This is a genomic window from Glaciimonas sp. OK215 (assembly GCF_057787885.1).
This window is the reverse complement of sequence record NZ_CM173544.1, coordinates 293991-320037: the sequence shown is the minus strand read 5'-3', so window position 1 is coordinate 320037 and position 26047 is coordinate 293991. Positions and strand designations below refer to the sequence as shown.

At 56.3% G+C, this 26047-nt stretch carries 22 protein-coding genes; 15 read left to right on the top strand and 7 right to left on the bottom strand.

Translation table 11 applies throughout. The features are described 5' to 3' along the window. The first annotated feature begins 332 nt into the window (after positions 1–332). The 4 genes from AC3CHX_RS01525 to AC3CHX_RS01510 all read left to right on the top strand — a co-directional run bounded on the left by AC3CHX_RS01525 (position 333) and on the right by AC3CHX_RS01510 (position 5732). A complete protein-coding gene (locus AC3CHX_RS01525; RefSeq protein WP_488642355.1) occupies positions 333–533 on the top strand; it encodes a hypothetical protein in 201 nt (66 codons plus the stop codon). A 217-nt stretch (positions 534–750) separates the two neighbouring features. Further along, positions 751–4329 carry an amino acid permease gene (locus tag AC3CHX_RS01520; RefSeq protein ID WP_488642354.1) on the top strand — a complete coding sequence of 1193 codons (3579 nt, stop codon included), beginning with the start codon at positions 751–753 and terminating at the stop codon, positions 4327–4329. A 264-nt stretch (positions 4330–4593) separates the two neighbouring features. Next, positions 4594–5193 carry a chromate transporter gene (locus tag AC3CHX_RS01515; protein ID WP_488642353.1) on the top strand — a complete coding sequence of 200 codons (600 nt, stop codon included), beginning with the start codon at positions 4594–4596 and terminating at the stop codon, positions 5191–5193. Then, entirely contained in the window at positions 5190–5732 is a 543-nt protein-coding gene (locus AC3CHX_RS01510) for a chromate transporter (protein WP_488642352.1), read from the top strand. The genes AC3CHX_RS01515 and AC3CHX_RS01510 overlap by 4 nt, the downstream gene beginning before the upstream one ends. A 109-nt stretch (positions 5733–5841) precedes the next feature. Here the strand turns inward: AC3CHX_RS01510 and AC3CHX_RS01505 are convergent, their stop codons facing one another. The 7 genes from AC3CHX_RS01505 to phbB form a co-directional block, all read right to left on the bottom strand. Further along, positions 5842–6324, bottom strand: coding sequence for a DUF4405 domain-containing protein (locus AC3CHX_RS01505; RefSeq protein ID WP_488642351.1), 483 nt, complete (start codon positions 6322–6324; stop codon positions 5842–5844). A 3-nt stretch (positions 6325–6327) separates the two neighbouring features. Next, positions 6328–7155, bottom strand: coding sequence for an FAD:protein FMN transferase (locus AC3CHX_RS01500; RefSeq protein ID WP_488642350.1), 828 nt, complete (start codon positions 7153–7155; stop codon positions 6328–6330). Further along, positions 7152–7688 (bottom strand): FMN-binding protein, encoded by a 537-nt coding sequence (locus tag AC3CHX_RS01495; protein ID WP_488642349.1) that lies wholly within the window; start codon positions 7686–7688, stop codon positions 7152–7154. The genes AC3CHX_RS01500 and AC3CHX_RS01495 overlap by 4 nt, the downstream gene beginning before the upstream one ends. Before the next feature lie 15 nt (positions 7689–7703). Next, positions 7704–9038, bottom strand: coding sequence for a hypothetical protein (locus tag AC3CHX_RS01490; RefSeq protein ID WP_488642348.1), 1335 nt, complete (start codon positions 9036–9038; stop codon positions 7704–7706). A gap of 656 nt (positions 9039–9694) precedes the next feature. Beyond that, the gene (locus AC3CHX_RS01485; RefSeq protein WP_488642347.1) at positions 9695–10525 is read right to left on the bottom strand and encodes an FTR1 family iron permease; all 831 of its coding nucleotides are present in this window, start codon (positions 10523–10525) and stop codon (positions 9695–9697) included. 16 nt (positions 10526–10541) lie between these two features. Next, a complete protein-coding gene (locus AC3CHX_RS01480) occupies positions 10542–10880 on the bottom strand; it encodes a cupredoxin domain-containing protein (RefSeq protein ID WP_488644693.1) in 339 nt (112 codons plus the stop codon). A gap of 148 nt (positions 10881–11028) precedes the next feature. Further along, positions 11029–11769: an acetoacetyl-CoA reductase gene (gene phbB, locus AC3CHX_RS01475; protein ID WP_488642346.1), complete on the bottom strand. Its 741-nt coding sequence runs from the start codon at positions 11767–11769 to the stop codon at positions 11029–11031. Positions 11770–12151: 382 nt separating this feature from the next. Between phbB and yiaY the strand changes: the two genes are divergently transcribed. The 11 genes from yiaY (at position 12152) to AC3CHX_RS01420 (ending at position 26025) form a co-directional block, all read left to right on the top strand. Continuing rightward, a complete protein-coding gene (yiaY, locus tag AC3CHX_RS01470; protein ID WP_488642345.1) occupies positions 12152–13303 on the top strand; it encodes an L-threonine dehydrogenase in 1152 nt (383 codons plus the stop codon). Positions 13304–13375: 72 nt separating this feature from the next. Then, entirely contained in the window at positions 13376–13645 is a 270-nt protein-coding gene (locus AC3CHX_RS01465; protein WP_488642344.1) for a MoaD/ThiS family protein, read from the top strand. Between the two features lie 2 nt (positions 13646–13647). Continuing rightward, a complete protein-coding gene (locus tag AC3CHX_RS01460) occupies positions 13648–14751 on the top strand; it encodes a WD40/YVTN/BNR-like repeat-containing protein (RefSeq protein WP_488642343.1) in 1104 nt (367 codons plus the stop codon). 908 nt (positions 14752–15659) lie between these two features. Further along, positions 15660–16304: an energy transducer TonB gene (locus AC3CHX_RS01455; RefSeq protein ID WP_488642342.1), complete on the top strand. Its 645-nt coding sequence runs from the start codon at positions 15660–15662 to the stop codon at positions 16302–16304. Positions 16305–16469: 165 nt separating this feature from the next. After that, positions 16470–16862: a type IV pilin protein gene (locus tag AC3CHX_RS01450; RefSeq protein ID WP_488642341.1), complete on the top strand. Its 393-nt coding sequence runs from the start codon at positions 16470–16472 to the stop codon at positions 16860–16862. Further along, the gene (locus AC3CHX_RS01445) at positions 16832–17452 is read left to right on the top strand and encodes a GspH/FimT family pseudopilin (RefSeq protein WP_488642340.1); all 621 of its coding nucleotides are present in this window, start codon (positions 16832–16834) and stop codon (positions 17450–17452) included. The genes AC3CHX_RS01450 and AC3CHX_RS01445 overlap by 31 nt, the downstream gene beginning before the upstream one ends. Before the next feature lie 7 nt (positions 17453–17459). Beyond that, positions 17460–17867 carry a type IV pilus modification PilV family protein gene (locus AC3CHX_RS01440; RefSeq protein WP_488642339.1) on the top strand — a complete coding sequence of 136 codons (408 nt, stop codon included), beginning with the start codon at positions 17460–17462 and terminating at the stop codon, positions 17865–17867. Positions 17868–17899: 32 nt separating this feature from the next. Continuing rightward, positions 17900–19186 (top strand): PilW family protein, encoded by a 1287-nt coding sequence (locus tag AC3CHX_RS01435; protein WP_488642338.1) that lies wholly within the window; start codon positions 17900–17902, stop codon positions 19184–19186. Continuing rightward, positions 19183–19785, top strand: coding sequence for a pilus assembly PilX family protein (locus tag AC3CHX_RS01430; RefSeq protein ID WP_488642337.1), 603 nt, complete (start codon positions 19183–19185; stop codon positions 19783–19785). The genes AC3CHX_RS01435 and AC3CHX_RS01430 overlap by 4 nt, the downstream gene beginning before the upstream one ends. Positions 19786–19797: 12 nt before the next feature. Next, positions 19798–24000, top strand: a complete 4203-nt coding sequence (locus AC3CHX_RS01425) for a pilus assembly protein (RefSeq protein ID WP_488642336.1) — start codon at positions 19798–19800, stop codon at positions 23998–24000. 720 nt (positions 24001–24720) lie between these two features. Continuing rightward, positions 24721–26025 (top strand): MFS transporter, encoded by a 1305-nt coding sequence (locus AC3CHX_RS01420; RefSeq protein ID WP_488642335.1) that lies wholly within the window; start codon positions 24721–24723, stop codon positions 26023–26025. Positions 26026–26047: the final 22 nt, after the last annotated feature.

Below are 26047 nucleotides of genomic sequence, written 5' to 3'. Positions count from 1 at the left end.
GGGGAAACCCTCACGTACAGTTCTGAGGCGGCGGCGCAGGAATGCGCTGCTGCTACCCGACTGATTAACATCTGGCTAACGGGGATTGCGCACTTGTTCGGCACAAGACCATAGCCGCCTCATCGGCCACGGTCACACCAGCAGCGCGGTACGTCCATGACGGTGGACCGATGTGTGGATCGCGCTGATTAGCACCGTTACTGCTCCTTGACGACACTTTGCCGGGCCTCACTGCCAACGCCGGCGAGCAGGCCGTCTGCTGCGCGGGTGTCGATAGCCGCCTTCGGTGAATCAAATTCCATGCGTTTGTGATAATGGCCGGCGACAAGCTGATGACTGACCCGCGCACAGTCGCAATTGCGTTCTGCAAGCAGTACGGCAAAGTGCTGCGCGATATTCGTGCGTTGGCGACGCAGTGTGACGAAGAATTCACTGCGGCCAATTTCTGGTTGAGTGAGTACACCGCCGTGCAGTCGGCTAGCAGGCGGCGGCTGACACGCGTGTTGTGCCTACGTCCGCAAGCCTCGGCTTGAAAACAACACGCCGCCGTATTTTATTGCCTATTGGAAACATACATGCTAATTTTCCTGACGCCTTGCATTTTCAATTCCGCACGCCACGCACTTGGTTTGGAATGAGATTTATTCGTGCCGTATCGCCGTTGGCAAAATAAAACCAGGAAACAGGCGCGCAAACGCCTGATTAAAACCTACCATGCAGACCCCGGATTCTCCGCCTCCCCGACCGCAATTGCACCCTCGAACAATCGGCTGGTTCGGTGCCACCGCACTCGCGATGGGGGGCAGCAACCAGAGCCTGTTCCTGCTGTCCGCGCTCTTCATCGGTCAAGGCGCAATCAACGGACAAGGCAGCGCGACGGTACCGCTGCTGATCGCCGGCCTGTTGCTCGCCTGGGCGGCTGCGCCAGGCTGGATTGAACTGGTATTGATGTATCCGAACCGGGTGGGCGGCATTTCCGCAAGCTGCGCCGAGGCTTTTCGGCCGTACAGCCCGGTACTCGCCAATCTGACCGGCGTCTGCTATTGGTGGGGATGGGTCCCCACCTGCGGGCTGACTGCCATTTTGTCGGCATCGGCAATCCACGAATGGTATCTGCCGGACGTCCCGGTCAATGCGCTGGCGGTGTCGCTGGTGGTATTCTTTGCCTCCGTCAGCCTGTGCGGCATCAAGTGGGTGAGCCGGCTTGCGATTCCGATTGCCAGCCTGTCCGCACTGCTGGCCTTCATTTCAGGGCTGGCGCCGATCCTGGCCGGACAGATCAACTGGCAACAGGCCACCACCTTTCATCTGAGCACGCCGTTTCCGGGCCGGTTCGGCGAATTGACCAGTCTCATGGCAGGACTTTATCTGATCGGATTCGCCGCCCCCGCATTCGAGGCGGCGGCCTGTCATGTCGGCGAGATGGTCGATCCAAATAAAACCTTGCCGTGCGCTATGCTCGCCAGCGCACTATTGGCCGGTGTTTTTTTCATTGTGCTGCCGTTCGTCTGGCTCGGAACTCTCGGTGCGGATGCGATGGGCAAGGATCTGGCACTGGTGCTTGGACCAACCTTTGCTCCGCTGTTCGGCACTGCCGGCAAGGCAATCGCGATCTGGTTCATGATGTTCAGCATGTTTTCCGGCACCTTGCAGCCGCTTGCCGGCGCCTCGCGTACCCTGTCGCAACTGTCGGAAGACGGATTGTTGCCGCGCATCCTCGCCCGGCGCTCGCGCACTGACACACCCTGGGTCGCCACTCTGCTGACGGCGGGAATGGCGATCCTGTTCCTGCTGATCGGCGATCCCGTCTGGCTGATTGCAGCCGCCAATTTCACTTACCTGATCGGTATTGCGCTGCCCAGCGTCGCCGTCTGGCTGCTGCGGCGTAATGCACCTGAGATGCCGCGCCCGTATCGCGCGCCGCGTGGCACTATTGCGCTCGGATTCGCTGCGGCCGTCATGTGGGCGATCTCGGCCTTGCTGGGATTCGAGCAGTTCGGATTGCCTACCGTACTAATCGGTTTGGCGTTCGCCTATTCCGGCTCGCTGCTGTACGCGTGGCGCAGGTATGCGGACCGGCGCCTTTGCAGGCTGCCGGGCATCGCACAGACGCTGCACCTGAAGCTGACCGGGGCGATGATACTGGTCATGGTCTTGGACGGTGCCGGCTATCTTCTGGCGGTCAGCAACCTTCCGCATCAGCAAAGTGCCCTGATGACGGCACTGTCGGATATTTTCGTTGCGGTAGCGATGTTGACCATCAGCGTCGGACTCGTGCTACCCGGCATGATCGCCCATTCAGCAGTCGAGATTTCCGGTGCCGCAAAACAGCTTGCCAGCGGTACGCTGGCGGAATTTTCACGTGCGATGCGGGCGCTTGGGCGCGGTGATCTCGACGCCGCCCATGCCAGCGTTTCGATCACGCCAGTGCGCGCCCGTTCGCGAGACGAAGTCGGCGACATGGCCGCCAGTTTCAATTTACTGCAATGTGAAGTTGCAAATGCGGCTACCGGCCTGGATGGCGCCCGCGAAGGTCTGCGCCAGGCGCGGCACGAACTGACCGATGCCAACTTCAACCTCGAGCAACGCGTAGACCAGTTGCGCCAGGTCGAAGAAAAACTGTCGGGCATCCTTGATTCCATCCCGATGGTGGTATGGTCCATCTCCACCGCGCATGAGCTGCTTTACATGAACCCGGCCGCGCATATCATTTATGGCCGCTCGGTGGCTGAGTTTACCGCGGACAGGACTTTGTGGACCAACATCGTTCATCCGGACGACCGCCCACGGGTAATGGAATGGCTGGCGCAAGTATTAGCTGCGGAAGCACTGGCGCTGCAATATCGCATTGTCCGTCCGGATGGCGAGGTGCGCTGGCTCGAAGACCACGCAAGGATGGTTCGCGATGCGCATGGAAATCCGCTCCGGCTGGATGGGGTGGCTACTGACATTTCCGAGCGCAGGATACGCGACGAGCGCATCGAATACCTAGCGAATTTCGATGCGCTGACCGGGCTGCCGAACCGCAACCTGTTCATGAATCGCCTGGAGCAATCATTGCTCCAGGCACGCCGCGCGCAAGGCAAGCTGGGACTGCTGTTCCTGGATATAGATCGCTTTAAATATATCAATGACAGCTTCGGCCACTCGTTCGGAGACAGCTTGCTCAAGGAGTTCGCCGCCAGGCTCACATCAGTCCTGCGCGAAAGAGATACCGTCGCGCGACTCGGTGGCGACGAATTCGTCATCATTTTAGCGGACATCAGGGAGTACGAAAACGCTGCCCGTGTGGCCCTGAAGATACTGAATGCCTTTTTGCAGCCAGTGTCAGTGGATGGACGCGAACTGCACGTGACCACCAGCGTCGGCGTGAGCGTCTATCCTGAAGACGCTGATCAAGCTGATGCGCTACTCAAGCATGCGGACGTCGCGATGTACCGCGCCAAGGACCAGGGCCGTAACAGTTTCCAGTGTTATACGCTGGAGATGGGGTCCAAGGCAGTGGAAAGGGTGAAACTTGAACATGCGCTGCATCACGCACTGGAAAACAATGAATTCGAACTGCACTACCAGCCCCAGGTCGACCTGAAAAGCGGACATGTCAAAAGTGTCGAAGCGCTGATCCGCTGGCATCATCCGGAACTCGGTTCCGTAGCGCCCGTACGCTTTATTCAGTTAGCAGAGGAAATCGGGCTGATCATCCCGATTGGAGAATGGGTGCTGAAAACGGCGTGTGCGCAGACCAGCGCCTGGCATCAGGCGGGGTATCGGCTGACCGTGGCAGTCAACGTCTCCGGGAAGCAGTTCCAGCAGAAAAACATGCCGCAACTAGTGCAGTCGATTCTCGACGGTAGCGGCCTGGACGCCGCGTATCTGGAACTGGAGCTGACTGAAAGCATGTTGATGAACGACTCCGAAGCCACGATTCAGATCCTCGCTCACCTGAAAGCGGTCGGGGTCGGGCTATCGATAGACGATTTCGGCACCGGCTTTTCAAGCCTGAGTTACCTGACGCGATTTTCGATCGATATCATCAAGATCGATCAGTCTTTCATTTCCGGCCTTGCCAAAAAACCCGAGGCGGCATCGATTACCCTCGCCATCATCGCCTTGGCGAAAGCACTTGGTCTTAAAACCGTTGCCGAAGGCGTGGAGACGGCGGAACAACTCGATTTTTTGAATGCGAACGGGTGCGACGCGATACAGGGATACTATTTCAGCCGTCCATTGCCTGCGGATCAATTGACCGCACTGCTAGGTCGCGGCACAAAACTGGCTAATCCGCCCCACCCCCTCGAAAAGGTAAAGTTAGCCGAAATGGATGTGTAGTCCACCCTGTCCGAAAGCAGAGTATGCATGATGCATGGGACCCAGTCCCGATACGCCGCTTGTCCGTTCCGGCGACACTCCCAGACGGAGTGCGTTCCTCACCACGCCTCAACAATCCCCGCCGGAAATCGGTATTATGCTGCGCGTACGGGCGTTACTATCGCCTTTAGCCAACGTACTATCGGACGAAATACGCGCACTCACTCAAAACCATTCGGCATTCACGCCGCCTGGAAGCGTGACCTTCTCGGAAAAATATTGCACATGTCTATCTCAAATAAAATTCCTCAAGACCCACAGCACGGCGACGATCCGTCCCCCGGAAACAGGTGCACATTGTCTGCCCAGGAGCTATTCTGGCTATTCACCCATATGTCAATGATCGGGTTCGGCGGTGTCTTGCCTTGGGCTTACCGCATTCTGGTCGAAAACAGGAAGCTGTTGAGCGCGTCTGAATTCCGTGAAGTATTTGCCTTTGCACAGATTCTGCCAGGTGCCACCATTTGCAATCTCGCGGTCATTATCGGTTATCGTCATGCCGGGATTCGCGGAGCAATTGCATCCCTGATCGGGATGATTGCTCCCCCCAGTCTGATCGTCATCATGCTCAGCATGATTTACCGACACTATGGCGGAAGTCCAATGGTCCGGAATCTCCTCAGCGGCATGGCTGCGGTCGCCGCCGGCCTCGTAGTTGCGATGGCTATAAAAATGGCGCGCACCCTCCCTGCGACCTGGCGTAACGTATTGTTCGCCGGTTTGATGTTCGCCGGAGTTGCTCTGATGCACTGGCCGCTGCTTGCCGTTCTTTTGGTACTCGCTCCGTTGGCTATTCTTGCTCATCTAAATAAAGGAAAATCGTGATACCGGGAACCGACAAAAATATTGCCTTATCGATCCTTATCCACTTTTCAACGCTTTCCATGATGGCCATTGGGGGCGGGGTCATCGCGCTAGCGCCGGACATGCAGCGATTCATGGTCGACACCCACCACTGGATGAGTAATGAAGCATTTCTGACAAATTTCACCATCGCACAGGTGGCCCCAGGACCCAATATGCTGTTTGTCACTCTGATCGGCATGCAGGCTGCGGGGTGGCTGGGTGCCATCGCGGCCACTGTTGGGATTGTCTTGCCGCCAGCACTGTTTACGCTGACCACAATACGTCTTAGCGCCAGAAGGCAATCAAGCCACCTCGCCCACCTCGTCAAAACAGCACTGGCCCCGCTTTCGGTCGGCATGATGATTGCGACCGGCTGGTCCCTTTCTCATGTGGCCCTGAAAAGCGCCGGCGCCGTTACCCTCGGCGCCCTGACCGTCGCACTTGTTCTAAGCACACGCCTGAATCCGTTATGGATCATTGCTTTGGGCGGCATTGGCGGAGTACTGGGCTGGGTATAAACCGATACAGGAGCTGCCTAAATCAGGGGCGAATTCAGCGTACTCAAGCGGCCATCGCATGGCACTCTTCATTCCCTCCTGCACAGCGAGCGAAATCTTGCCCGATAACTCACCTGGCGGAACGCCTGCCCAGGAAAATATGCAGTATCAGCATGGCTGGGAAGGTTAGCCCCAATAACCAGTGGCCAATTGACCAGACAGGCCGGCTGGATTCGCTGGCAAGGTAGTACAAGGCATAACCGCTAACGGTCAGCAAAGCCAGCAGCGCGACCATCGCCCAACCGGAATAACGATTGCGATGTGCATTGTTCGCGCGGCGGATGTGGCTGTTGAGCAAGCTACCAATAAAAAATAACGCCACCATGGCGGCAGCACCATGCAGTTTCATCGACCATGGTTCGATCGGATTGATGGCGTCACCAAACTCGCCCGTCTGGCGCAGGAAATAATGCGCGACCAGCCAGGCGCCACCGGTAACTACCAGCAAGCCAGAAATACCGTACACCCAGAATCGGTGCCAACGCTCCAGGCGGAATCGACCTATTTGAGAGCGAGAGGCGGGATGATGCAGGCTGTGTTTAATATGGCGCATCGGTCAGATTATAAAAGCAGTAGCGTCAAATTGTTGCAAAAGCACATGGTCGGGATTGGCGCTCGCCAATACAACCTTAGTCAATGCATCGGCCAGCATGCAGTTGGGCGCATGTACTGATGCACTAACGCGGTCAATGATCGGACTGCCGGTACGACTATCGATTAGTGCCGAGCAAGTCCGGTCACGCACTTGTTTTTGCGTGAAATAGCTGCCTGAAGTTGCCAAGGCGGCATTCTTCAATTCTGTGCAAAAACCAGCTGCCAGTGGTGATCGCGGATCGCGTATCACCACTGGGTAAGCAATGTCTCCGTAAGCGCGCAAGTCCCCACCGGCATTCACGCATGCGCAACGAATGCCCGCCTCTCGCAAGGCAGCGATGGCAACATCTACTGCATAACCTTTGGCGATGCCGCCGAGATCTATCCAGACTTTGCCGTTTTTTCTAAGCTGATGCGGCCCGTCCATGACCAGCGCCGCAGGCCCGGGAATATATTCCGGCAACTCGTCATCGACGGCAGGCAAATACCCCCATTCGACCAGCTTTGCGGCACAGCAAATGTCAAACAGGCCCATCGTTACCGCATGCAGCATCAACGCAGTACGAATCACTTGCGCTGTGTGTGCGTGGATAGCAATCGACGCCCCAACAGCGGCGCGATTGATACGCGTCACATCGCTGTCCGTATCGTGATAGCTCATCAGGCGATGTACTTCTGCGACACCCGCGAACGCGGCGTCGAAAGCACGCGCCATCTCAGCGTCACTTAGCGGGTCAGCTATCGTGACCTCCACCAGGGTGCCTAACCAGGGCTGGGCCCGTCGCTTCATTTTTTCAACACGACCTGAGCGATGGCGGCGATGCGCCGCACGCCATCGGTTACATGCGTGCACGACAAGGTGGCGCCGCTGATGCTGGCTATACCGTCGCCGATGGACAAGCCTGCGGCAGCGGTTTTGCCAACGAATTGCTTGCGCCACGCCGGGCTTTTGATTTCAAAACCATGGCTCTCACGATAGTTCAGGATTTCAATCTGCTTGATGCTGGCGTCGGGATTGACCGCCACCGCATACGAGATCAGCTCGAACTTGCCGATCACGTCATCCAGCACGACATAGCCCAGCCGGGCATCGCCTTTGTAGGCGGCAAACACACGCCAGCCAACCGAGCGCGCCGGCAGTCCGGAGAGCTTTTCGACCTGCTGCATCTGCTCGCCGGACAACTGCAGAGTGGCGTCCTTGAACGCCGTGGCATCGGGAAACATGACCTGCTGCGCCTGCTCGACGGTCAGGTACTGGGTGGCGAATGCGCCCGAACTCGCACTCGTTGCCACCGCTAAGGCCGCCAAATTTAACGACTTCATCACAAATACCTGTCATCAGAATGCATAACCGAGTCCCAGATCGAGACGATCACGCGTCGTATCTTGCTTGAATTTCTGGTAATCAGCTTTCAACACCACGCCTTCGCCGATGTTGAAGTTGCTACCGATAGTCCATACGCTTTCAGTTGGTCCGGCAGCAATATCCAACCCTGAATAACCATTCGCCGTGTTGAATTTCTCAAAGCGCACAAACGGTGTCAACGCGTAGTCTGGTGACTTCCATAACTGATAGGCCGCTTGTGCATACCAACCGTAGAACGACGATGGGACCGGTGTCGGCTGGCCTGCAAACGTCTGGTTCAGGGCTTCGGTATTGCTAATCGTGCCGCGTGCATAGAGTGCCGACAGATCCCACTTCCCGGGCGTGTAACGGGCATGCAAATCCCACATGGTTACGCGCGCATCCTGCGCAGCGAAATCTTCCGTCTTGTGACCAGCCTTACCGGTAAACACGGACCCGCCCAGCAGCAATCCCGGTACGCCGCGCCAGTTCAGCGCACCGAACACGCTTAGATCGCGCGCCTTGGCCTGTTGCCCTTCCTGGTGAATGCTGCCCAACGGCGATGTGCGTCCGTCAGTCGATGATGCGTCCCACTTGGTCAGGTCAAAACCGGTGGTCAATCCGGTATCCCAGCTCAAGCCATTATCCAGGGTGGACGACAGACCCAGACCAGCCTCGCGCCAGGTGGATGGAATGATCGCCGTTTCGACGAAGTTACGATAAACCCCGTAGTAAGCGGTTGGTTCGTGATTGGTATTCAACAATCCGGCCGGAATCAGGAATAAACCACCCTTGGCGCGCAGACCGTTGTTGAATTCTCGCTCGACATACAACTGCTCGACTTCAGTTTCGCCTTTGTCGCTGGCCGACGTCACTGCGTGTTCCCACTCAAATTCGGCCACCATTTTGGTCTTTTCGTCAAAACGATGGGTGATGCCGATCACAGCGCGGGCGACATCGGCTTGTGACTTGCTGGCATCTTTGCTCGGGCGGCTGTAATTGACTTCGCCATAGCTGGAAAGCACGGTGTTGGGGCCCAGCGACATCGGTGAAGCGACGGCCACCGCAGGCATCGGCGCGGTGGCGGTTGCGGATGCCACTGGTGCCGCCGGTACGACTGTTGCCAGCGCGTCCTGGCGCTTTTCAACGGTGTCGGTTTTTTGTCTGGTCGCAGCGAGTTCTGCCTTGAGTTGATCTATCTCCGCGGCCATTTTATCGAGTCGCTTCAGCAAATCCGCTTCGCTGGCGGATGCCATCAACGGCATCGCCATCAACGGCATCGCCATCAAGGTCAAAGCGACGGCTTGCGCCAGGATATTTTTTTTCATGAGAGTTGTCTTCCTTTAGGTGTATTTTTGAGTCCGGCAACAATTATTTATGTAGCAATAAACTGCGCCACGCCGCCAGTGGTGCTTAAAAAGCTGCGAGCAACAAAGTTCAGGGCGACCTGGGTCCCGCCGCGGATAGATTGCGCGGCAAATAATCATTGCAGACATATGAATTATTTATAGCTGGAATTGCCTTGCCCCTTGTCTGATCAAGGCGTAGGGCAAAGCAGATCTCCATCACCCGGTCTCATTATTTATTTTCAGTATCGAGAGAACACGAATGGTAATGAGAATGATTGCAGGTTGCAATTGATATTTGGTGCAGGCAAAACTTTTAGTTAAGCATGTCTTTTTCAGCCAACAGTTACCTGTCGGTTGATTGGTACTGACTGGGTATGGGGGTTACTACGCAGGCGACGATCGACCTCGCCCGTGGATCAGCTTGAGCCATTGGGCCATCGGCCTGCGACTGCCGGATTGTGGCTGGATATTTGGCTGGGCAAGCGAAAAGTGAACATCCCGCATGCCGTCGTCCAGAACCCAATTGGTTCTGACGCATCCTGAACCACGGCGGCGGCAGTGATGGCGCAACACGCACTTCTTAATGTAGCGGTAGAGTCTCGCCAGCTTGACGCTCCGTGTTGCCTAGGCGGTGCTTAGGCTGGATGGCTTCCTGTTTGCACTGCCGGTTTTCCAAATTTCCGAACCATTAATACAATAAGGCATAGTGTGGCGAGATAAGCCACAATCTGGATACCTGCCGGTCGCGCGGTGTAACCAATCAACGTATGCAGCATTTTGCCGACAATACTGGTGTCCGCCAGGATCCGTGACGTATCCCATATTGTGTCGCCCCAAGCTGGGAGCAAGTCGGCTGCGAGCAGAAAACCGACGCCTTGGCTTGCCATACCTGCCGCCAGCAGGACGATCAAGCTATTCGTAATCGAAAACAAGTGGCGCGTTGATATTTGCAATAAGCCGTAGTACATGGCCGCACCCAAGCCAACACCGCCCACTACCCCAAGTACCCCTCCCAGAACCATTTGCCCGGTCTGGCCTGGGTCGCCGGCTGCAATCCCGTACAAAAACAGTACCGCCTCGGATCCCTCCCGCAAAACCGCCACACCAACAACAATAGCGAGACCGGTCAGCGACTTGGAGCCGGCCGTGACAGCCTTGCCGACAGCCCCCAGATGTTGGGCCATTTCGCGGCCGTGTCGCCCCATCCAAACGCTATGCCATGCAAGCATGGCAACGGCGATGAACATTACTGCAGCGTTAAACACCTCTTGCCCCATTCCCGATGCCCATGAGGCGATTACACTAGCAAAAACAGCAACCAGGCAAGCGCCAAAAATACCGCAGGCCAACCCGCAACCGACCCAGTAGCCGCGCCCGGGAACGGTTTTTGTTGCAGCCATGACGATGGATACCACCAACGCGGCTTCAAGAATCTCACGAAAAACAATCAGTGCAGTCGACAGCATGGCATTTCCAAATGCGTTACTTAACAGTCAGGCGACTCTTGGAGGCGGCCTCATGATATTCGTCATGGAACTCATAAGAGCCTGATTTCAACGGGCCAATGAAGAACGTGGCTTCTTTACCGCCCTCAATCACCTTCCCTCCCTTGAAATCGTCACTGATGAACTCCGCTGTCTCCTTGTCGAGGTTCTTGACTGAAATCTTGACCTTGGTATTGGCAGGAATGGTCAACGCTGAAGGCGAAAATTTATGGTCTTTCAGTGTCAGTGCGAAAGATGCGTCCGCAGCGAAGGCTTGATTCGCGATTGGCAATATGAGTAGCGCGGCCAGGGCTGTGACGTGTTTAAGTCTCTTGATCATCGATTGACTCCTTGTTAAGGCTTTCATGGAAGCCCATAACGGCACAGGCTGTCGATGATAATAAGATGCATTTGCACCAAGCGTCAACAAATATGGGCCAGCCAATGCGCTTTAAGCCGTGCCCCGCAATTGACCGAGAGTCGTCCTAGTACATATGTTGTCCGCCGTTGATCGCGATATTCGCCCCGGTCACAAACGCCGCCTCATCCGCCGCCAGATAAGCGACCAGGCCGGCAACTTCCTCCGGCTTGCCCAGGCGCCCCATCGGAATCTGCGGAATGATCTTGCTGTCGAGTACCTCCGGCGCAATCGCCATCACCATCCTGGTGCCGATATACCCCGGCGAAATGGTGTTCACCGTCACGCCCTTGCGCGCCACTTCCAGCGCCAGCGCCTTGGTGAAGCCATGCATGCCGGCCTTGGCCGCCGCGTAGTTGCTTTGTCCGAACGCACCTTTTTGCCCATTCACCGACGAGATGTTGATGATGCGCCCCCAGCCGCGTTCGACCATGCCATCGCACACCGGCTTGGTCATGTTGAATACGGAATCGAGATTGGTGTGCATCACCGCATCCCAGTCGGGCTTGTCCATTTTCTTGAAGGTCATGTCGCGCGTGATGCCGGCATTGTTGACCAGCACATCGACCGGGCCGACGTCCTTCTCGATGATGCGGATGCATTCCCTGGCCGACGCGTAGTCAGCCACATCGCACGGATAGGCGCGGAAGTTGTAACCCTGTTGTTCCATCGACGCCAACCATTCGTTGGCCTTGGTATTTCCCGGCGAATAGGTCGTGATCACCCGGTGGCCCAGCGCAGCCAGCTTGATGCATACCGCTTCGCCTAAACCGCCCATGCCGCCGGTCACTAATGCAATTCTTGCCATGTTCTTGTCTCTCTATGTTTTAGATAGTGATATCTACTTGCCGCACGGTGGTTCCTCTTGCAGCGCCGACCGCCAGCACCGGTGGTGCTAGTCAAATACTGGCGGGGCTTTATTGTGGCCGAGACACGTTACATCCTTATGACATGACGCCACAGTGAAGGAATTGAACAGGTGCAGGAAATAACGTGCTGTTCCGTTCCGTTCTGTGACAACTGCCATATTCTGACGCAGTCAAGAAAACAAGTTTGCCGACATTCGAACCAAAACCGGCGTTATGCGTACAAGAATTGATGGCATGCACTTTGCCTTGTAGATATATGACCGGTTGCAACAGAACAGTCAAATATCCGCTTTACAAATGCCACAACCTTAGGAGTTACTCATGACTACATCCACCTTCTTCATGCCTTCCGTCAACATGCTTGGCGCAGGCTGCCTGAAAGATGCCGCCGCTACCATCAAGTCTTATGGTTACCAGCGGGCGCTGATTGTGACCGATAAAGTATTGAATAAAATCGGGGTTGTCGCTCAGGTACAGGCCCTACTGGCCGAGATGGGTATAAAAAGCGCAGTCTATGACGGGACTAACCCGAACCCTACCACCATCAATGTGGCTGAAGGTCTGGCGATCCTGAAAAAGAACGAGTGTGATTGCGTCATCTCCCTGGGCGGAGGTTCTCCACACGACTGCGCCAAAGGTATCGCTCTGGTAGCGGTCAACGGCGGCGATATCAAGGATTATGAGGGCGTCGATCTCTCGCCTAAACCACAGCTGCCTTTGATTTCCATTAATACCACGGCAGGGACCGCATCGGAGATGACCCGCTTCTGCATCATTACCGATGTAGAACGTCATATCAAAATGGCCATCGTCGATAAGCACGTTACCCCGATCTTGTCGGTCAACGATCCGGAACTGATGGCGGGCATGCCGAAAAGCCTGACGGCGGCAACCGGTATGGATGCCCTGACGCACGCCACAGAAGCCTATGTCTCCAGCGCCCATAACCCGGTGACCGATGCCTGTGCCCTGAAAGCGGTGACCATGATCAGCCAGTCTCTGCGCCATGCCGTCGCAAACGGCAACGATATGGCAGCGCGTGAAACCATGGCTTACGCCCAATTCCTGGCCGGGATGGCGTTCAACACGGCCTCACTGGGCTACGTCCACGCCATGGCGCACCAGTTGGGCGGCTTCTACGACCTGCCGCACGGCGTCTGTAATGCAGTGCTGTTGCCTTACGTTCAGAGCTTCAATGCCACGGCCTGCGCGGGCCGCTTGAAAGACATCGCCGCTGCCATGGGCGTTGAGGTGAAAGGCATGAGCGATCAGCAGGGAGCGGAAGCCTGTATTGCCGCCATCCGTCAGCTGTCAAAAGACGTCAACATTCCGTCGGGCCTGCGCGAGCTGAACGTGAAGGAAGAAGACCTGGCAATGCTGGCCACCAATGCACTGAAAGATGCCTGCGGTTTCACTAACCCGATCCCGGCCAGCCACGCCCAGATCGTCGCTATCTTTAAAGCGGCGATGTAAGCAGTTTCCCGACAGCATCACCACGCGCTTTTCCGTCTTGCAAATCACCCCGCCACTGACTAACTTTCTAGCATGGCAAAAGTGATTTTTACCCCGCAGCTACGACGCTTTACCGAAGTGCCTGAAATCGACACTTCGGCCACGGTGCTGCGCGACGCGCTGGAGGCCGCGTTCATGGCCAACCCGCGGCTGCGCGGCTATATTCTCGATGAACAGGGCCATCTGCGCCCCAACGTTGCGATTTTCATTGACGGACATCGCGTCGGCGATCGCATCGGTCTGCGCGACGGACTCACTGCGCACTGCAACATCCATGTCCTGCAAGCTCTGTCAGGAGGTTGATCATGCAAGACCGCGCTGCAATTGCGACCCGCAAGGGCTTGTTCGAACTGGTCCGCCGTGACGGTAATTGGGCCATAGCGCAGTCCAGCTTTCTGGGCGATCCGGTGACCATGGCGCTGTCCGACCGGCGCGACGGCGCACTGTATGCCGCGCTCAACCTCGGCCACTTCGGCGTCAAGCTGCATCGCCGGGATCAGGGCGCCGAAACCTGGACCGAAATTGCCGTGCCCACCTATCCGCCGCAACCCGAGGAACACGCCGCCGAGACCCCCTGGAAGCTGTCGCTGATCTGGTCGATGGCCGCCGGCGGCGCGGAGGAACCCGGCGTACTCTGGGCCGGCACCCTGCCGGGCGGCCTATTTCGCTCTGGCGACCGGGGCGACTCGTGGGAACTGGTGAGCGCGCTGTGGGAAGTGCCAGGACGCGGCGAATGGGCTGGCGGCGGTTACGACGCGCCGGGGATTCATTCGATCTGCGTCGATCCGCGCGACAGCCGCCACGTGCTGGTCGGCATCTCAAGCGCCGGTGTGTGGATCACGCGCGATCGCGGTGCGAACTGGACTCTCAGCGCCGCCGGCATGCATGCCGACTACATGCCGCCCGAGCGCGCTGAAGACCAGGACATCCAGGACCCCCATCGCATCGTGTCATGCGGCGCGGCACCCGACGTGTTCTGGTGCCAGCATCACAACGGCATCTGGCACTCCACCGATGCCGGTAAATTCTGGCAACGGATAGAACCGCAGAGCAAGAACATCGTGCAGCCGACGGCCTTCGGCTTTGCCGTTGCCGCCCACCCCGATGACCCGGATACCGCGTGGTTCGTGCCTGCCGAAGCGGATCTGAGGCGGATTCCAGTCGGTGCCGCAATGTCGGTGACACGTACGCGCGATGGCGGCAAATCGTTCGAGGTCTTGCGCAGCGGACTGCCGCAGCAACACTGTTACGACCTGGTGTATCGCCATGGCTTGGCGGTTACGGATGACGGGAATACGCTGCTGATGGGATCGACCACCGGCGGGCTGTGGGTTTCCGAAAATGGCGGCGACGCCTGGCAAGAAATTTCCGCCACGCTGCCGCCGATCTATGCGGTGCTTTTTTTCTAACAAAGCCATATCGAGTGGGGACGGAGTTACCCCCGTCGCCACCGGGTGACCGGAGGCAGTCAGCCGCCTCCGGTTCCCACAGAACGTAGTGTGCGGATTTCCCGCACTATGTGCCCGGGTATATAGGAGACATTCGACTGCTTCACATCTGCTGCGAGCGGAAAATGGCAGAAAAAGAACCTATTGTTGTGTCCGAAATTACTTGACCACCGCAAGCGCTTTACCTTCGGCTTCCTCCAGATTCGCAGTCACCCGCGACACCCTTGCCGTTCAGCCAACTCTTCCCCTTGTCGGGCGAGTAGAGGATTTCCACCTCCGAGTAAGTGCGCCCTGCCGGCCGCCCCTCCCCCAAAAAAGAGACGAATTTTGTCGTTTCGATAAAGGATAAAACTGGAAGTGGATGTTGCCAGCCGGCAAAAATAGCCTGGCATGCTCCCTGCCATTTGGGGAGTTCAACCTAATCCATAAAAGTTAACCAAAATAGCGGTGCTGCCCATTCTGTCCGAAACCAGATACGAATGATGACGGGCACCCAAAATCCATTTAGCTTACTTTCGTACTCAAAAAAACCATTATTTAACTTGATATCGATAGTAAATAAGCTGCACTTGGGCTCTTTTTACCTTTTCGAGGCCTTGGCAAAATAGCCAGTTACATAAACCCGTTTCCGTAAAATACTTCAGCATTTTGCAATAACAATAGTTTCAAAAAGAGTAATTTACTTTACGGCAATTGTTTATAATTGAACCACCTCAGAAGGTGCCTCATAAAACGAGTTAGCCTCTTGATTCACTATCCCCTATTAAGTCCTTGAATGTCTTTTCTGAAAAGGCGATCCGTCAAATCGCAAATATTCTTGGGAATGAAACAGATTGATATTTCCATGATTTGCCTTTTAATTTTCGCCAATGTTCAGAATTAACTCCTCTCCTCTTGCTGGATTTGCAGGAAGTTTCATTGCCAACGCAATCCAACTGCGGCAGTTTATTGCGCTTTTAGTCTCCGTTGCAGTGCATTTTTTTCTGATTTATGTCGTTAATACCTCCCCCATCTTGGTTCGAGAACCAAAGCAAGCCGCCCCGTTTTTGAGCAAGGTCATCAATATCGGTTTTGGCGTGCCCAAAGCCACACCAAATACACCACCTGCCGATTCCAACGATCGCAAAGGAGAAATATGGAAGCCAACAAGCGATCAGGCCTTGCCCCCCAGACCACGTCCGGAACTCGCGTCCCAGATCGGCGAAGAATTGCTGCCTTCAAAGCCCTACTATTTTCAAGCAAGTGAACTAGACGAAAAGACAAGTGGTTCGCTCGACATTCCACCAGAACTTGCCACTATATTGGCGGGCAAAGTGCGTCGTTCAGCAAAGCTCCGTCTGCAAATTAACGAAAATGGCGAAATAGATCAGGTCATCGTCGACGAATCGAGCTTCTCCGAAACAGAGCAACAACTACTGATCGATATGTTTCAAAAAAAGAAATTCGACGCCGGAAAAATTGATGACAAACCTGTCAAGAGCGAAATAAGCCTTGAAATCACAGTGGAGAAATAAGGCCCTCATGCAATACGTCAAAAATGACGGTCAAGCCATGGTGCATTATTTTTGACTTCACACAGCCAATCTTGCCACTTACCCCACCAAACAGACCGCCTGTCCATGCATTCCAGCAACTAATTCAAAATGCCTGGGATGCAACTAAATAATTGGAGTTTCCCCATGAAAACAAAAGGTTTTACTTTGATTGAGGTCATGATTGTCGTGGCGATCATTGGCATCCTCGCTGCGATTGCTTTGCCCGCATACACGGATTACGTGATTCGTGGAGAGATACCAGACGGCACCAACTCCCTCTCCTCCGGACGGGTCAAGATGGAGCAGTTCTTTCAAGACAATCTTACCTATGTGGGTGGCCCCTGCCCGAGCGCGACCAAATATTTCACCTATGACTGCGGAACACCAACTGCTACGACCTACACAATCACCGCCACGGGACTAGCCGGTGTGGCTGGCTTTAGCTACACGATTAACCAGGATGCCACGCAAACCTCGACCACAACCTGGGGAAATTGCGCCACCGGATGGGTGCTCAAGAAGGGGGACGCGTGTTAAACCGTGCGACCAAATTTCAACGGGGAGTGACCCTGATCGAACTCCTGATCACGTTGACGGTTCTGGCCATCGCGCTCAGCCTGGGAGTACCCGCCTATGCGGAGTGGATTCAGAACGCCCAAATTCGCACCGCATCGGAATCCATGCAGTCGGGTATTCAACTCGCCCGTGCCGAAGGGTTAAAGAGCAACGCCACTGTCCGCTTCCAATTGATGACATCAACGGACGCAAGCTGCGCGCCCTCCATTAACGGCGCCAATTGGGTCGTCAGCGTAAATGATGCCACTGGAAAATGTGACGTGACAGACGCATCGGTTGCCCCGTTCACCACGCGATTTAAAGCCAGCGCAGAGGGGACGAAAAACGCCACTTATGTGGCATCGCAGTCCACCATCAACTTTAACGGCCTGGGGCGGGTGACGCCGACTCCCGCAGGTGCGATCACCATTGACATCCAAAATCCGACAGGCGGCACGTGCGCCGCCGCCAGCGGAAAAATGCGTTGTCTCCAACTCCAGGTCACAGGAGGGGGCCAGGTACGCATGTGCGATCCTGCAGTCACTGCCAGCAACGACCCGAGAAAGTGTTGAAGACGCCATGAAATCATTCAATTCCAATCAGAACGGTTCGATGTTGCTGGAGGCCTTGATCGCCATTTTGATTTTTTCTTTCGGCATCCTGGGTATCGTCGGCATGCAGGCCGCCTCCATCAAGAATGAGTCGGAAGCGAAATATAGAACCGACGCCAGCTTTCTCGCCAACGAGTTGATCGGCCAGATGTGGGCGGACCGCGCGAATATAACAACTTCTTACGCGGCGCCATCCGACTGGACCGACCGGGTTGCGGCCACTTTACCGAGCGGCACGGGGGCAGTCGTGGTCGCTGTCGACCCCAACGTTAGTCCGCTACTACGGGCGACGGTCACAATTCAGTGGAAACTGCCTGGCAACGCGCAACACAGCTTCGTCTCGGTTACGCAGATCAACGGCGCCGGCCCCATATAGCCGCCTTGGAAATCAAAAACATGCAAAATAACATGCACCAACGTTCTAATGCGCACCCAGCCAGCGCCGGCTTCAGCCTGGTCGAGATGATGGTGGCACTGGTGATTGGCCTGGTGGCCACGCTCGTCATCATGCAGATGTTCGCAATCTCGGAAAGTCGCAAACGCACCACTACCGGCGGCGCGGATGCGCAAACCAACGCGGCCGTGACACTCTACCTGTTAGAGCGGGACATTCGGCAAGCTGGCTACGGCATTTCCCCTAACACCGAGGATTTCTTGCCGATATACACCGCGCCTCCGACCGGTGTGCTGACCAACGGCATCCTGGCCCAGTGCAACACTGTGCGCGCGTACAACATGAACCGGGCGACAACCCCCAATTTCAGCTATACCCAGTCCACCTTCGCGCCGCTGGTTATCAATCCACCCGGATACCCCGCCGGCGACACCAACACCGACGTCATCCTGGTCAATTACAGCGGAACGAGCGGAATGATGGGGAACGGCGTTCCCATCACCCAAGCCGGAAGCACCACGCAATCCGGCGGAACTGTGCCGGACTATGTGGTCGTGACGAACAGAGCGGGATTTAATCAGGGAGACATGACTCTCGCCATTCCACCGGCCGGTAGCGGTCTCGACTGCACGATCGGAGAAGTCACGGGCTTGCCCGCCGCAGCCCCGCCTACCGGCAGTCAGTGCACCCCGGGTATTACGGGCGCCTCGAATACGATCAACCATAACAGTGTTTCCTACCTAAGCTTCTATGCCAATTGCGCGGCAGTCAGCGCCGCGTGGAACCAAACCGGAGCGGGCGTCAGCTACGCCGCCGGCAGCAAGCTATACAACCTGGGTCCGGTCGGCACTTTCGTCAGCCGGGTGTATGCGGTGCGGAACGGTAATCTGACGATGTGTGATCTCACGGCGAACGACTGCACCGCTGCCGTGACTAATCCGCCGGACAGTAACGTATGGACCCCCATTGCCGCCGGCATAGTCGGATTGAAGGCGCAGTACGGCAAAGACACCGATTTCGACGGCACGATCGACAAGTGGGACGCCACCCAACTCACCGGTGCGGACATTGCCCAAGTCGTCGCCGTGCGCATGGCTGTGGTGGCGCGCAGTAACCAATTCGAGAAAGCGACTGACTTCATATCGGCCGCCCCACTCTGGCACAAGGATGCGGCCAGTACCAGCGATCTCTCCATCGACGTCAGTGCCTCCACTACGGGTACGAACTGGACACATTATCGCTACAAGGTGGTGCAGTCTATCGTGCCGTTGCGCAACATGATCTGGGGGCAGCAGAAATGAAAAGCCAGCAGACTTTAACTTTCCGGCGTCTCACTCGCGAGCGTGGCGTGGTACTGATTCTTGCCCTCATCGTACTGGTCGCGATGATGATAGCTGGCGTCGCCCTGGTGCGCTCGGTCGATATCACGACCCAGATCGCGGGCAATCTCGCCTTCCGCCAAGCCGGCGTACAGGCTACGGACTCCGGCGTAGAGAAGGCCAGACAATGGCTGATGTCGGCCTCTAGCCTTTTCAATGACGCCGCCCCCAGTTACTACTCAACCTGGAATGGCGGTGTTACAAGCACCCCCGCAATCTTTGATCCATCGACCTTCGACTGGAGCGGAAAATCCACGCTTCCGATTGACGCGGCAGGCAATACCGTCACGTATGTTGTGCACCGCATGTGCCAAAGCGCTGGCGACCCTGGCGACCCCACCAAAAACTGCATCACCGCGCCAACCTCGGCCTCGGGTAACTCCCAGCGGATCAAGGAAGGCGGAGAATTCGGCTGCACCGGCACCAACTGCATCGCCTCGAACAACCCCTATTACCGCATCACGGTCAGAGTCGCCGGGCCGCGCAACACCGTCACTTATACCCAAGTCGTCATCTACTGAACAAAGACCACCATGAAAATCGGCTACGCTACCCAGAAATTCATTTCCCCCGGACTGCTCTGTCTCCTGTTCGCCGCACAGTTGCTGCTGTCGGCACAGGCAGCGATCGTCGATCTCGCCAAAGCGCCGCTTTACACGACGACGACATCCCCGGTGAACCCCAATCTGCTGTTTATTCTCGACAATTCCGGCAGTATGGGCAGTAACTTTCTGCCCGACGATGTGCCGGGCAGTTCGACTTACGGGCTTTTGGCCCCCCAATGCAACGGGGTTGCCTATAACCCGGCAATAACCTATACAGTACCAGTCGACTCAAGCGGCAGTCCGATGACTTCCCCCGGCTTTACCACGGCCTGCGACAATGGTTTCAGCGGGAGTTGTTCGGTTGATCTAACGAACAGTTATTATTACAAATACAGTGGTAGCCAGACACCACTCTCGTACACATACAATACCAGCGGCGTCATTACCTCCCCAACGTTTTATCAGGAATGTAGCAGCAAGATCGGCAATACGCCCGGCAAGAACGTTTTCACCAAGGTGACCGTGAATGCTACCTCCGGATCCAGCGGTACGGACGAGCGGCAAAACTACGCCAACTGGTATAGCTACTACCGTACGCGTCTCCTGATGATGAAAACTGCCGTTGGCCAGGCGTTCAAGACTATTACCAGCAATTTCCGCGTCGGCTTCTCGACCATCAGCTACGACGGGGTCACCGATGGCAGCGACTTCCTGCATATCGACGATTTTGTCAGTGGTGCAAAACTCCAGAAAGACAATTTTTACACCACGCTTTACGCCGCAAGCGGGAGCGGCAACACGCCACTGCGCGGCTCATTGTCCAAGGCGGGCAGGATTTACGCCGGTAAATATCCAAGCGCCGACCCGATGCAATACTCTTGTCAGCAAAACTTTACCATTTTATCCACCGACGGTTACTGGAACACAGGTGTCGAAACCAGTTCTTACGGCCCCTTCGGACTGGACAACAGTACCCCGGTCGGAGAGCAAGACGGAGCCGGCGTGTCCCCGCCCATGAACGATGGCGCAAGCAGCCAAGTCACGCAATCCACGCCGACAGTTACGACTTCCGCCGTAAACACGCCGAAAACGGTTGTCAATCGGATGACGCAGACCGTCACGACGACGACCGCAACCAGCGCCAGACATCGCACAGATACCTATACCCGAACGGCAGTTACTCTTTCCGGCAGTGGCTGCTCCAATAGTAAACAATTCGCCACTACTAAAACCTATACCGGCACCAGCACCGAAACGCAGACCTCAGGCACGACGTCGATTCAGACTCAAGAGCAATTCACCACTACCGGGACGAACGACTTTTCGACCGCAACATCTACCGTCACCCATAAAGTGGTCACGACCAACGGGGTGGTGACCAACGATACCTACTCGAATCCTTCAGTAACCAGCACCTCCCCAGTGACGACTACCACCTCAGGCCCTACAATATCTAACTGGGCTAACTCTGGCTCGCCAACGTCAGGTACAACCGGGCCAACCAGCAGCTTCAATCCAGCCGCGTCGATCTCGACCATCACTTGGACGCTTGCCACGACCAGCACCGGCTCGTGCAAAAACAATCCGGGAAATGCTTCAGACACAATGTCGAGCCCAAGCTTCGGCAATTGGTCCACCTCAAGTTCCCAAGCTAACCCAGGCCCGGTAACAAGCGCCCCGAGCCAAGATCCGGCATACCCGCAAACCACAGCGGGAACGCCAACAAGCGTGGTCACAGGACAGTCGGTGGGCACTACCACGACCGCGACGGTCAATAGCGGCGGCAACTCGAACTCGCTGGCCGACATCGCCATGTACTACTACCAAACCGATCTGCGCAATCCGGGCACCTGCACATCTGGCAGCGCAACCGGCGCAAATCTCTGTCCGACCGACAGCAACGGCGCCTACTCGCCCAACGTACCCACCACCAGTACCGACAAAAACAACAAACCGCATATGACTACCTTCACCCTGGGCCTGGGGGTCAACGGTCTGTTGCAATACTCGCCCAGCTATGCGACCGATCAAACAGGGGACTTTTATAGCATCAAGACAGGCAGCAAGAACTGGCCCGATCCTAAAACCTCAACAACGTCTCCGTACGGCAACACGAGTAGTTCGGTCGTCGAACGGATTGACGACCTGTGGCACGCAGCGGTCAACGGGCAGGGCACTTATTTCAGCGCCAAGAATCCGAGCTCGCTGGTCACGAGCCTGAATTCAGCACTAGCCGGCATGGCGACCCGGCTCGGCTATGGCACCTCGGCCGCCACATCCAGCCTGACGCCTATCCTGGGCGATAACTCCCTCTACGTGGCCAGCTACACGACCGCGCAATGGACAGGGAATCTAGTAGCCGAGTCGATCAACATAGACACCGGCGCAGTGAATCCGGCTACCGCCTGGTGTGTAGAAAACGTAGCAGCCGACACAGTCAAGGGCACTCCGGCCTGCACCGGCCAGCTTGCCGGCCAGGTGGCCGCAGCAAGCGACACCCGTACGATTTATTTCAACAATAGCGGAACACTTGCCAGTTTCGCTTATAGCGGACTCACGAGCGCGCAACAGGCATATTTCGCCCCTTCCAAGCTGAGTCAATGGATCGGTACCTTTGCCGCCTCCGACAAGACCACCGCCACGGGCGCCACGCTGGTGAATTTCCTACGCGGCCAAACCCAATATGAGACCCAAGCCGGCAGCAGTGCCAACCTGTACCGCGACCGGAAAGCGACGCTAGGCGATATTGTGGATACTCCGCCGGTATTTATGGGCAAGCCGAGCTTTGACTTTACCGATCCGGGTTATACCACCTGGAAAAGCGCCACGGCACAACAGAGCCGGGGCGCGACCCTCTTTGCCGGCGCGAACGACGGCATGTTGCATGCTTTCAACTCCACCACCGGCATCGAGCGCTGGGCCTTTGTACCGACGCCGGTAATGCCTAACATGTATTGGCTCGCCGATCTCACTTACACCACCAACCACCACAATTATGTGGATGGCCCGATTGTGTATTCCGATGTGTGCGTGAATCATTGCCAGGATGCAGCCACTGCCGACTGGCGCTCGATCCTGATCGGGGGCCTGGGCGGCGGCGGGCGCGGCTACTATGCGCTGGATGTGACAGACCCCACTACACCGAAGATGCTATGGGAATTCACCTCCCTCAACGATGCAGACCTGGGATACAGCTTCGGCGCCCCGTTGGCTGTGAAGAAAGCGGATGGTACTTGGGTAATAGTAGTGAGTTCGGGTTATGACAACGTCCTCCTGAATAACGGCGATCCCTACGATGCGGATGGCAGCGGCCAGGGTTTCTTGTTCGTACTCAACCCTTTGACCGGTAGCGTTCTCGCCAAAATTGGCACCGGCACCACGGTAGGCAGCAAGACCACGCCTAGCGGACTGGGCAAGCTTGCATTCTGGGCCGACAATCCGGACCTGGATGCCACCGCAGTTTATGCCTACGGCGGTGACCTGTCAGGAAACCTGTGGCGTGCCGATATCAATGCCAATGCAGTGGTCAAGCTTGCCACGTTCACTGACGCCAGCGCCAATCCTCAGCCCATTACGACCCGGCCGGAACTGGCCAAGGTGAACGGGAACCGGGTCCTGTATGTAGGCACCGGCAAGTACCTGGAAGCATCCGATCTGGATTCCAAGCAATTCAAGACACAGTCGTTATATGCAATTGCCGACAACGGCACCACGGTGGCGTCTCCGCGCACCGCTCTGGTCCAGCAAGCCCTGACCAATGCCAAGCCGAATCGGACCGTGACCACCAAAGCCGTGACGATCAATCCGCCCACTAGCATGGGGTGGTTCCTTGATTTCCCGGACAGCGGTGAGCGCAGCAACGTGAACATAACCCTAACGCAAGGAACTCTGCTGGTAACGACCAACGTGCCTACCAACGGGATCTGCGAAGCGGGTGGCTATAGCTGGCTGAACTACCTGAACTACACGAACGGAAGCTATGTTCCTGGCGCCACCAGCGCCGGAGTTTCGTTAGGCAACGATCTGACCACCGGCATCAACCTGGTCTGGATTAAAGGTCACCCGGTAATTATTCGCACAGGAAGTAGCACAGCACCCCAACTTTGGACCGGAATACCCTTCGGTTCAGGAGGAGCGGCTGGCGTAACAGGGCATCGCGTTAGTTGGCGGGAGTTCATTACGACGCAGTGAGTCGCATGGCAATCAGTTTTTGCGGCGGGACACATTCCTTTCTTGAAAAGAGTGTGGCCCGCCGACCAATTCCGGGTCTGGTGGCGGTGGAACAACAAATGCACTTAAGGGAATTCTTTCGGATCGTGCAACGGCGTCAACTCCCCTCTCGCGACAGCATCAGGCACTGCGAACGAGAACGCCAGAGCAAATTGATATGCGCATGAATCAGCGGCGCTAGCCGGCCCGATGCCGCACTCAACCTCGGCCATTTCGGCGTCAAGCTGCATCGGCGGGATCGGGGCGCCGCATCCTGGAAAAACCTTCCAGAGAAAAATCTATGGTCACCCCGATTTTTGCAAGGCTGATTTTTGATGTTGTAGGTGGCTTGCTTAAATCTATCCGGAGTCGTTATAGGGATTGCTCCCTGCTCCACGATGAGAGTTGCGCCTGGTGATCCTAAAAAAGCAGCCAGCTTCGGAAGCGCGCTTATCTCGCGACGCAAAAAACACCCCAAACCACAGAAAATTGCCATTTTTTACATGGCACGATGATTTCCATCGCCAATTTGATTCACAAAAAAACCAACAAACCATATATGAAACAAAAAAACCTATCTTTTTCAAAAATATCTGATATATTGCAGTCTCGTACCGCTCAAATATAAATCAATGTTTCATATATGAAACAAAAAAGATGAGGCGCTACTGAAATAAGTCATTCAAAAACAATGGAGATTGTATGAAGTCGAATAACGGCCGCTGGTACGGTGTGATCACCCTGTTCATGATCGTCGCCATCTCGTATATGGATAGGATCAACATCTCGGTGCTGATCACCGATCCCGCATTCTTGAGTCACATCGGCATTGCCAGGGGAGACCGGGCCAGTCAAGGCTTCCTGGCCACGGCGTTCATGCTGGGTTATGGGATTTCCGCCTTTATCTTTACGCCGTTTTGCGCCGCGCTGTTCGGTGTGCGCAAAAGCCTGATGGTTGGCTTGATCCTGTGGGGCCTCGTAACCTTCCTGACGCCGCAGTTCCACGGCTACGGAATACTGTTGGTTTCGCGCATCCTGCTCGGCGTGGCGGAGGGGCCGCTGTTTTCACTGGCGTCGTCGTACATCAAGGCGCATTTTGAGAGCCATGAAAACGGTAAGCCCAATTCCTTCGTCAATATGGGGACCGGGATGGGCCTGGCGCTCGGCTATCCGATCATCGGCTACATGCTGATCAGTTTTCATTGGGACGTTTCGTTCTACCTGCTGGGCCTGCTGAATATCGCACTGGGCGTCCCGCTGGTACTGGCTTTCGTGCGGATGCCGCACAAGGCGGCATACATGAACAAGCCTGCCTCGATTGGCGACGCAGTGGTGCGGGCGGGCGACATCATCAAAGGCGCGCTGAAAACGCGCAACCTGCTCTTGATCACGCTGCTGACTTCCGCCGCGCTGGCCTATCTTTGGGGTAGCAGCAACTGGTTGCCGGCTTATCTGAAAGAGGCCCGTGGCTTCTCGCTGAAGGAAATGGGGTGGCTCGCTTCCTTGCCTCAGTACGCGCTGGTGCTGGCCGTACTGCTGGGTGGCGTCATCATTGACAAGGTCGAACGCCAGCGTGTGCCATTTATCTTCATGGCGGCAAGTGTCGGGGTCGCCTTGTCGGTGTTGCTCGCCATCAATGTGGAGAACGCCTACTGGGCTGCCTACAGCCTGATTGCCGCGAATTTTTTCTGGGGCTTGCTCAGCCCGGCCATTCCCAGCACGGTGCAATACTATTCGCGCCCTGAACACACAGCCAGCGCCTTCGGCGTGGTCAACGGCACGGGCAGCCTGGTGGCGGGATTTATGCCGGCCCTGATGGGCGGGGTAATCAGTGCGGTGGCCGCCGGTCCGGGCGCATCCGGCGGTGCGGTATCGGGTTTTTTTGCGGGATTCGCCTTGCTCATCGGCACCCAGCTGGTGGTGTTCGTCTGCGGCTTGATCCTTTGGTTGCGCGAGCGTGCGGATACGCACTCCGCGTTGCCGGCGGTGTCGGGTCTCAACGCGTAATGCAGAAAAAAGCGGAAAAAAA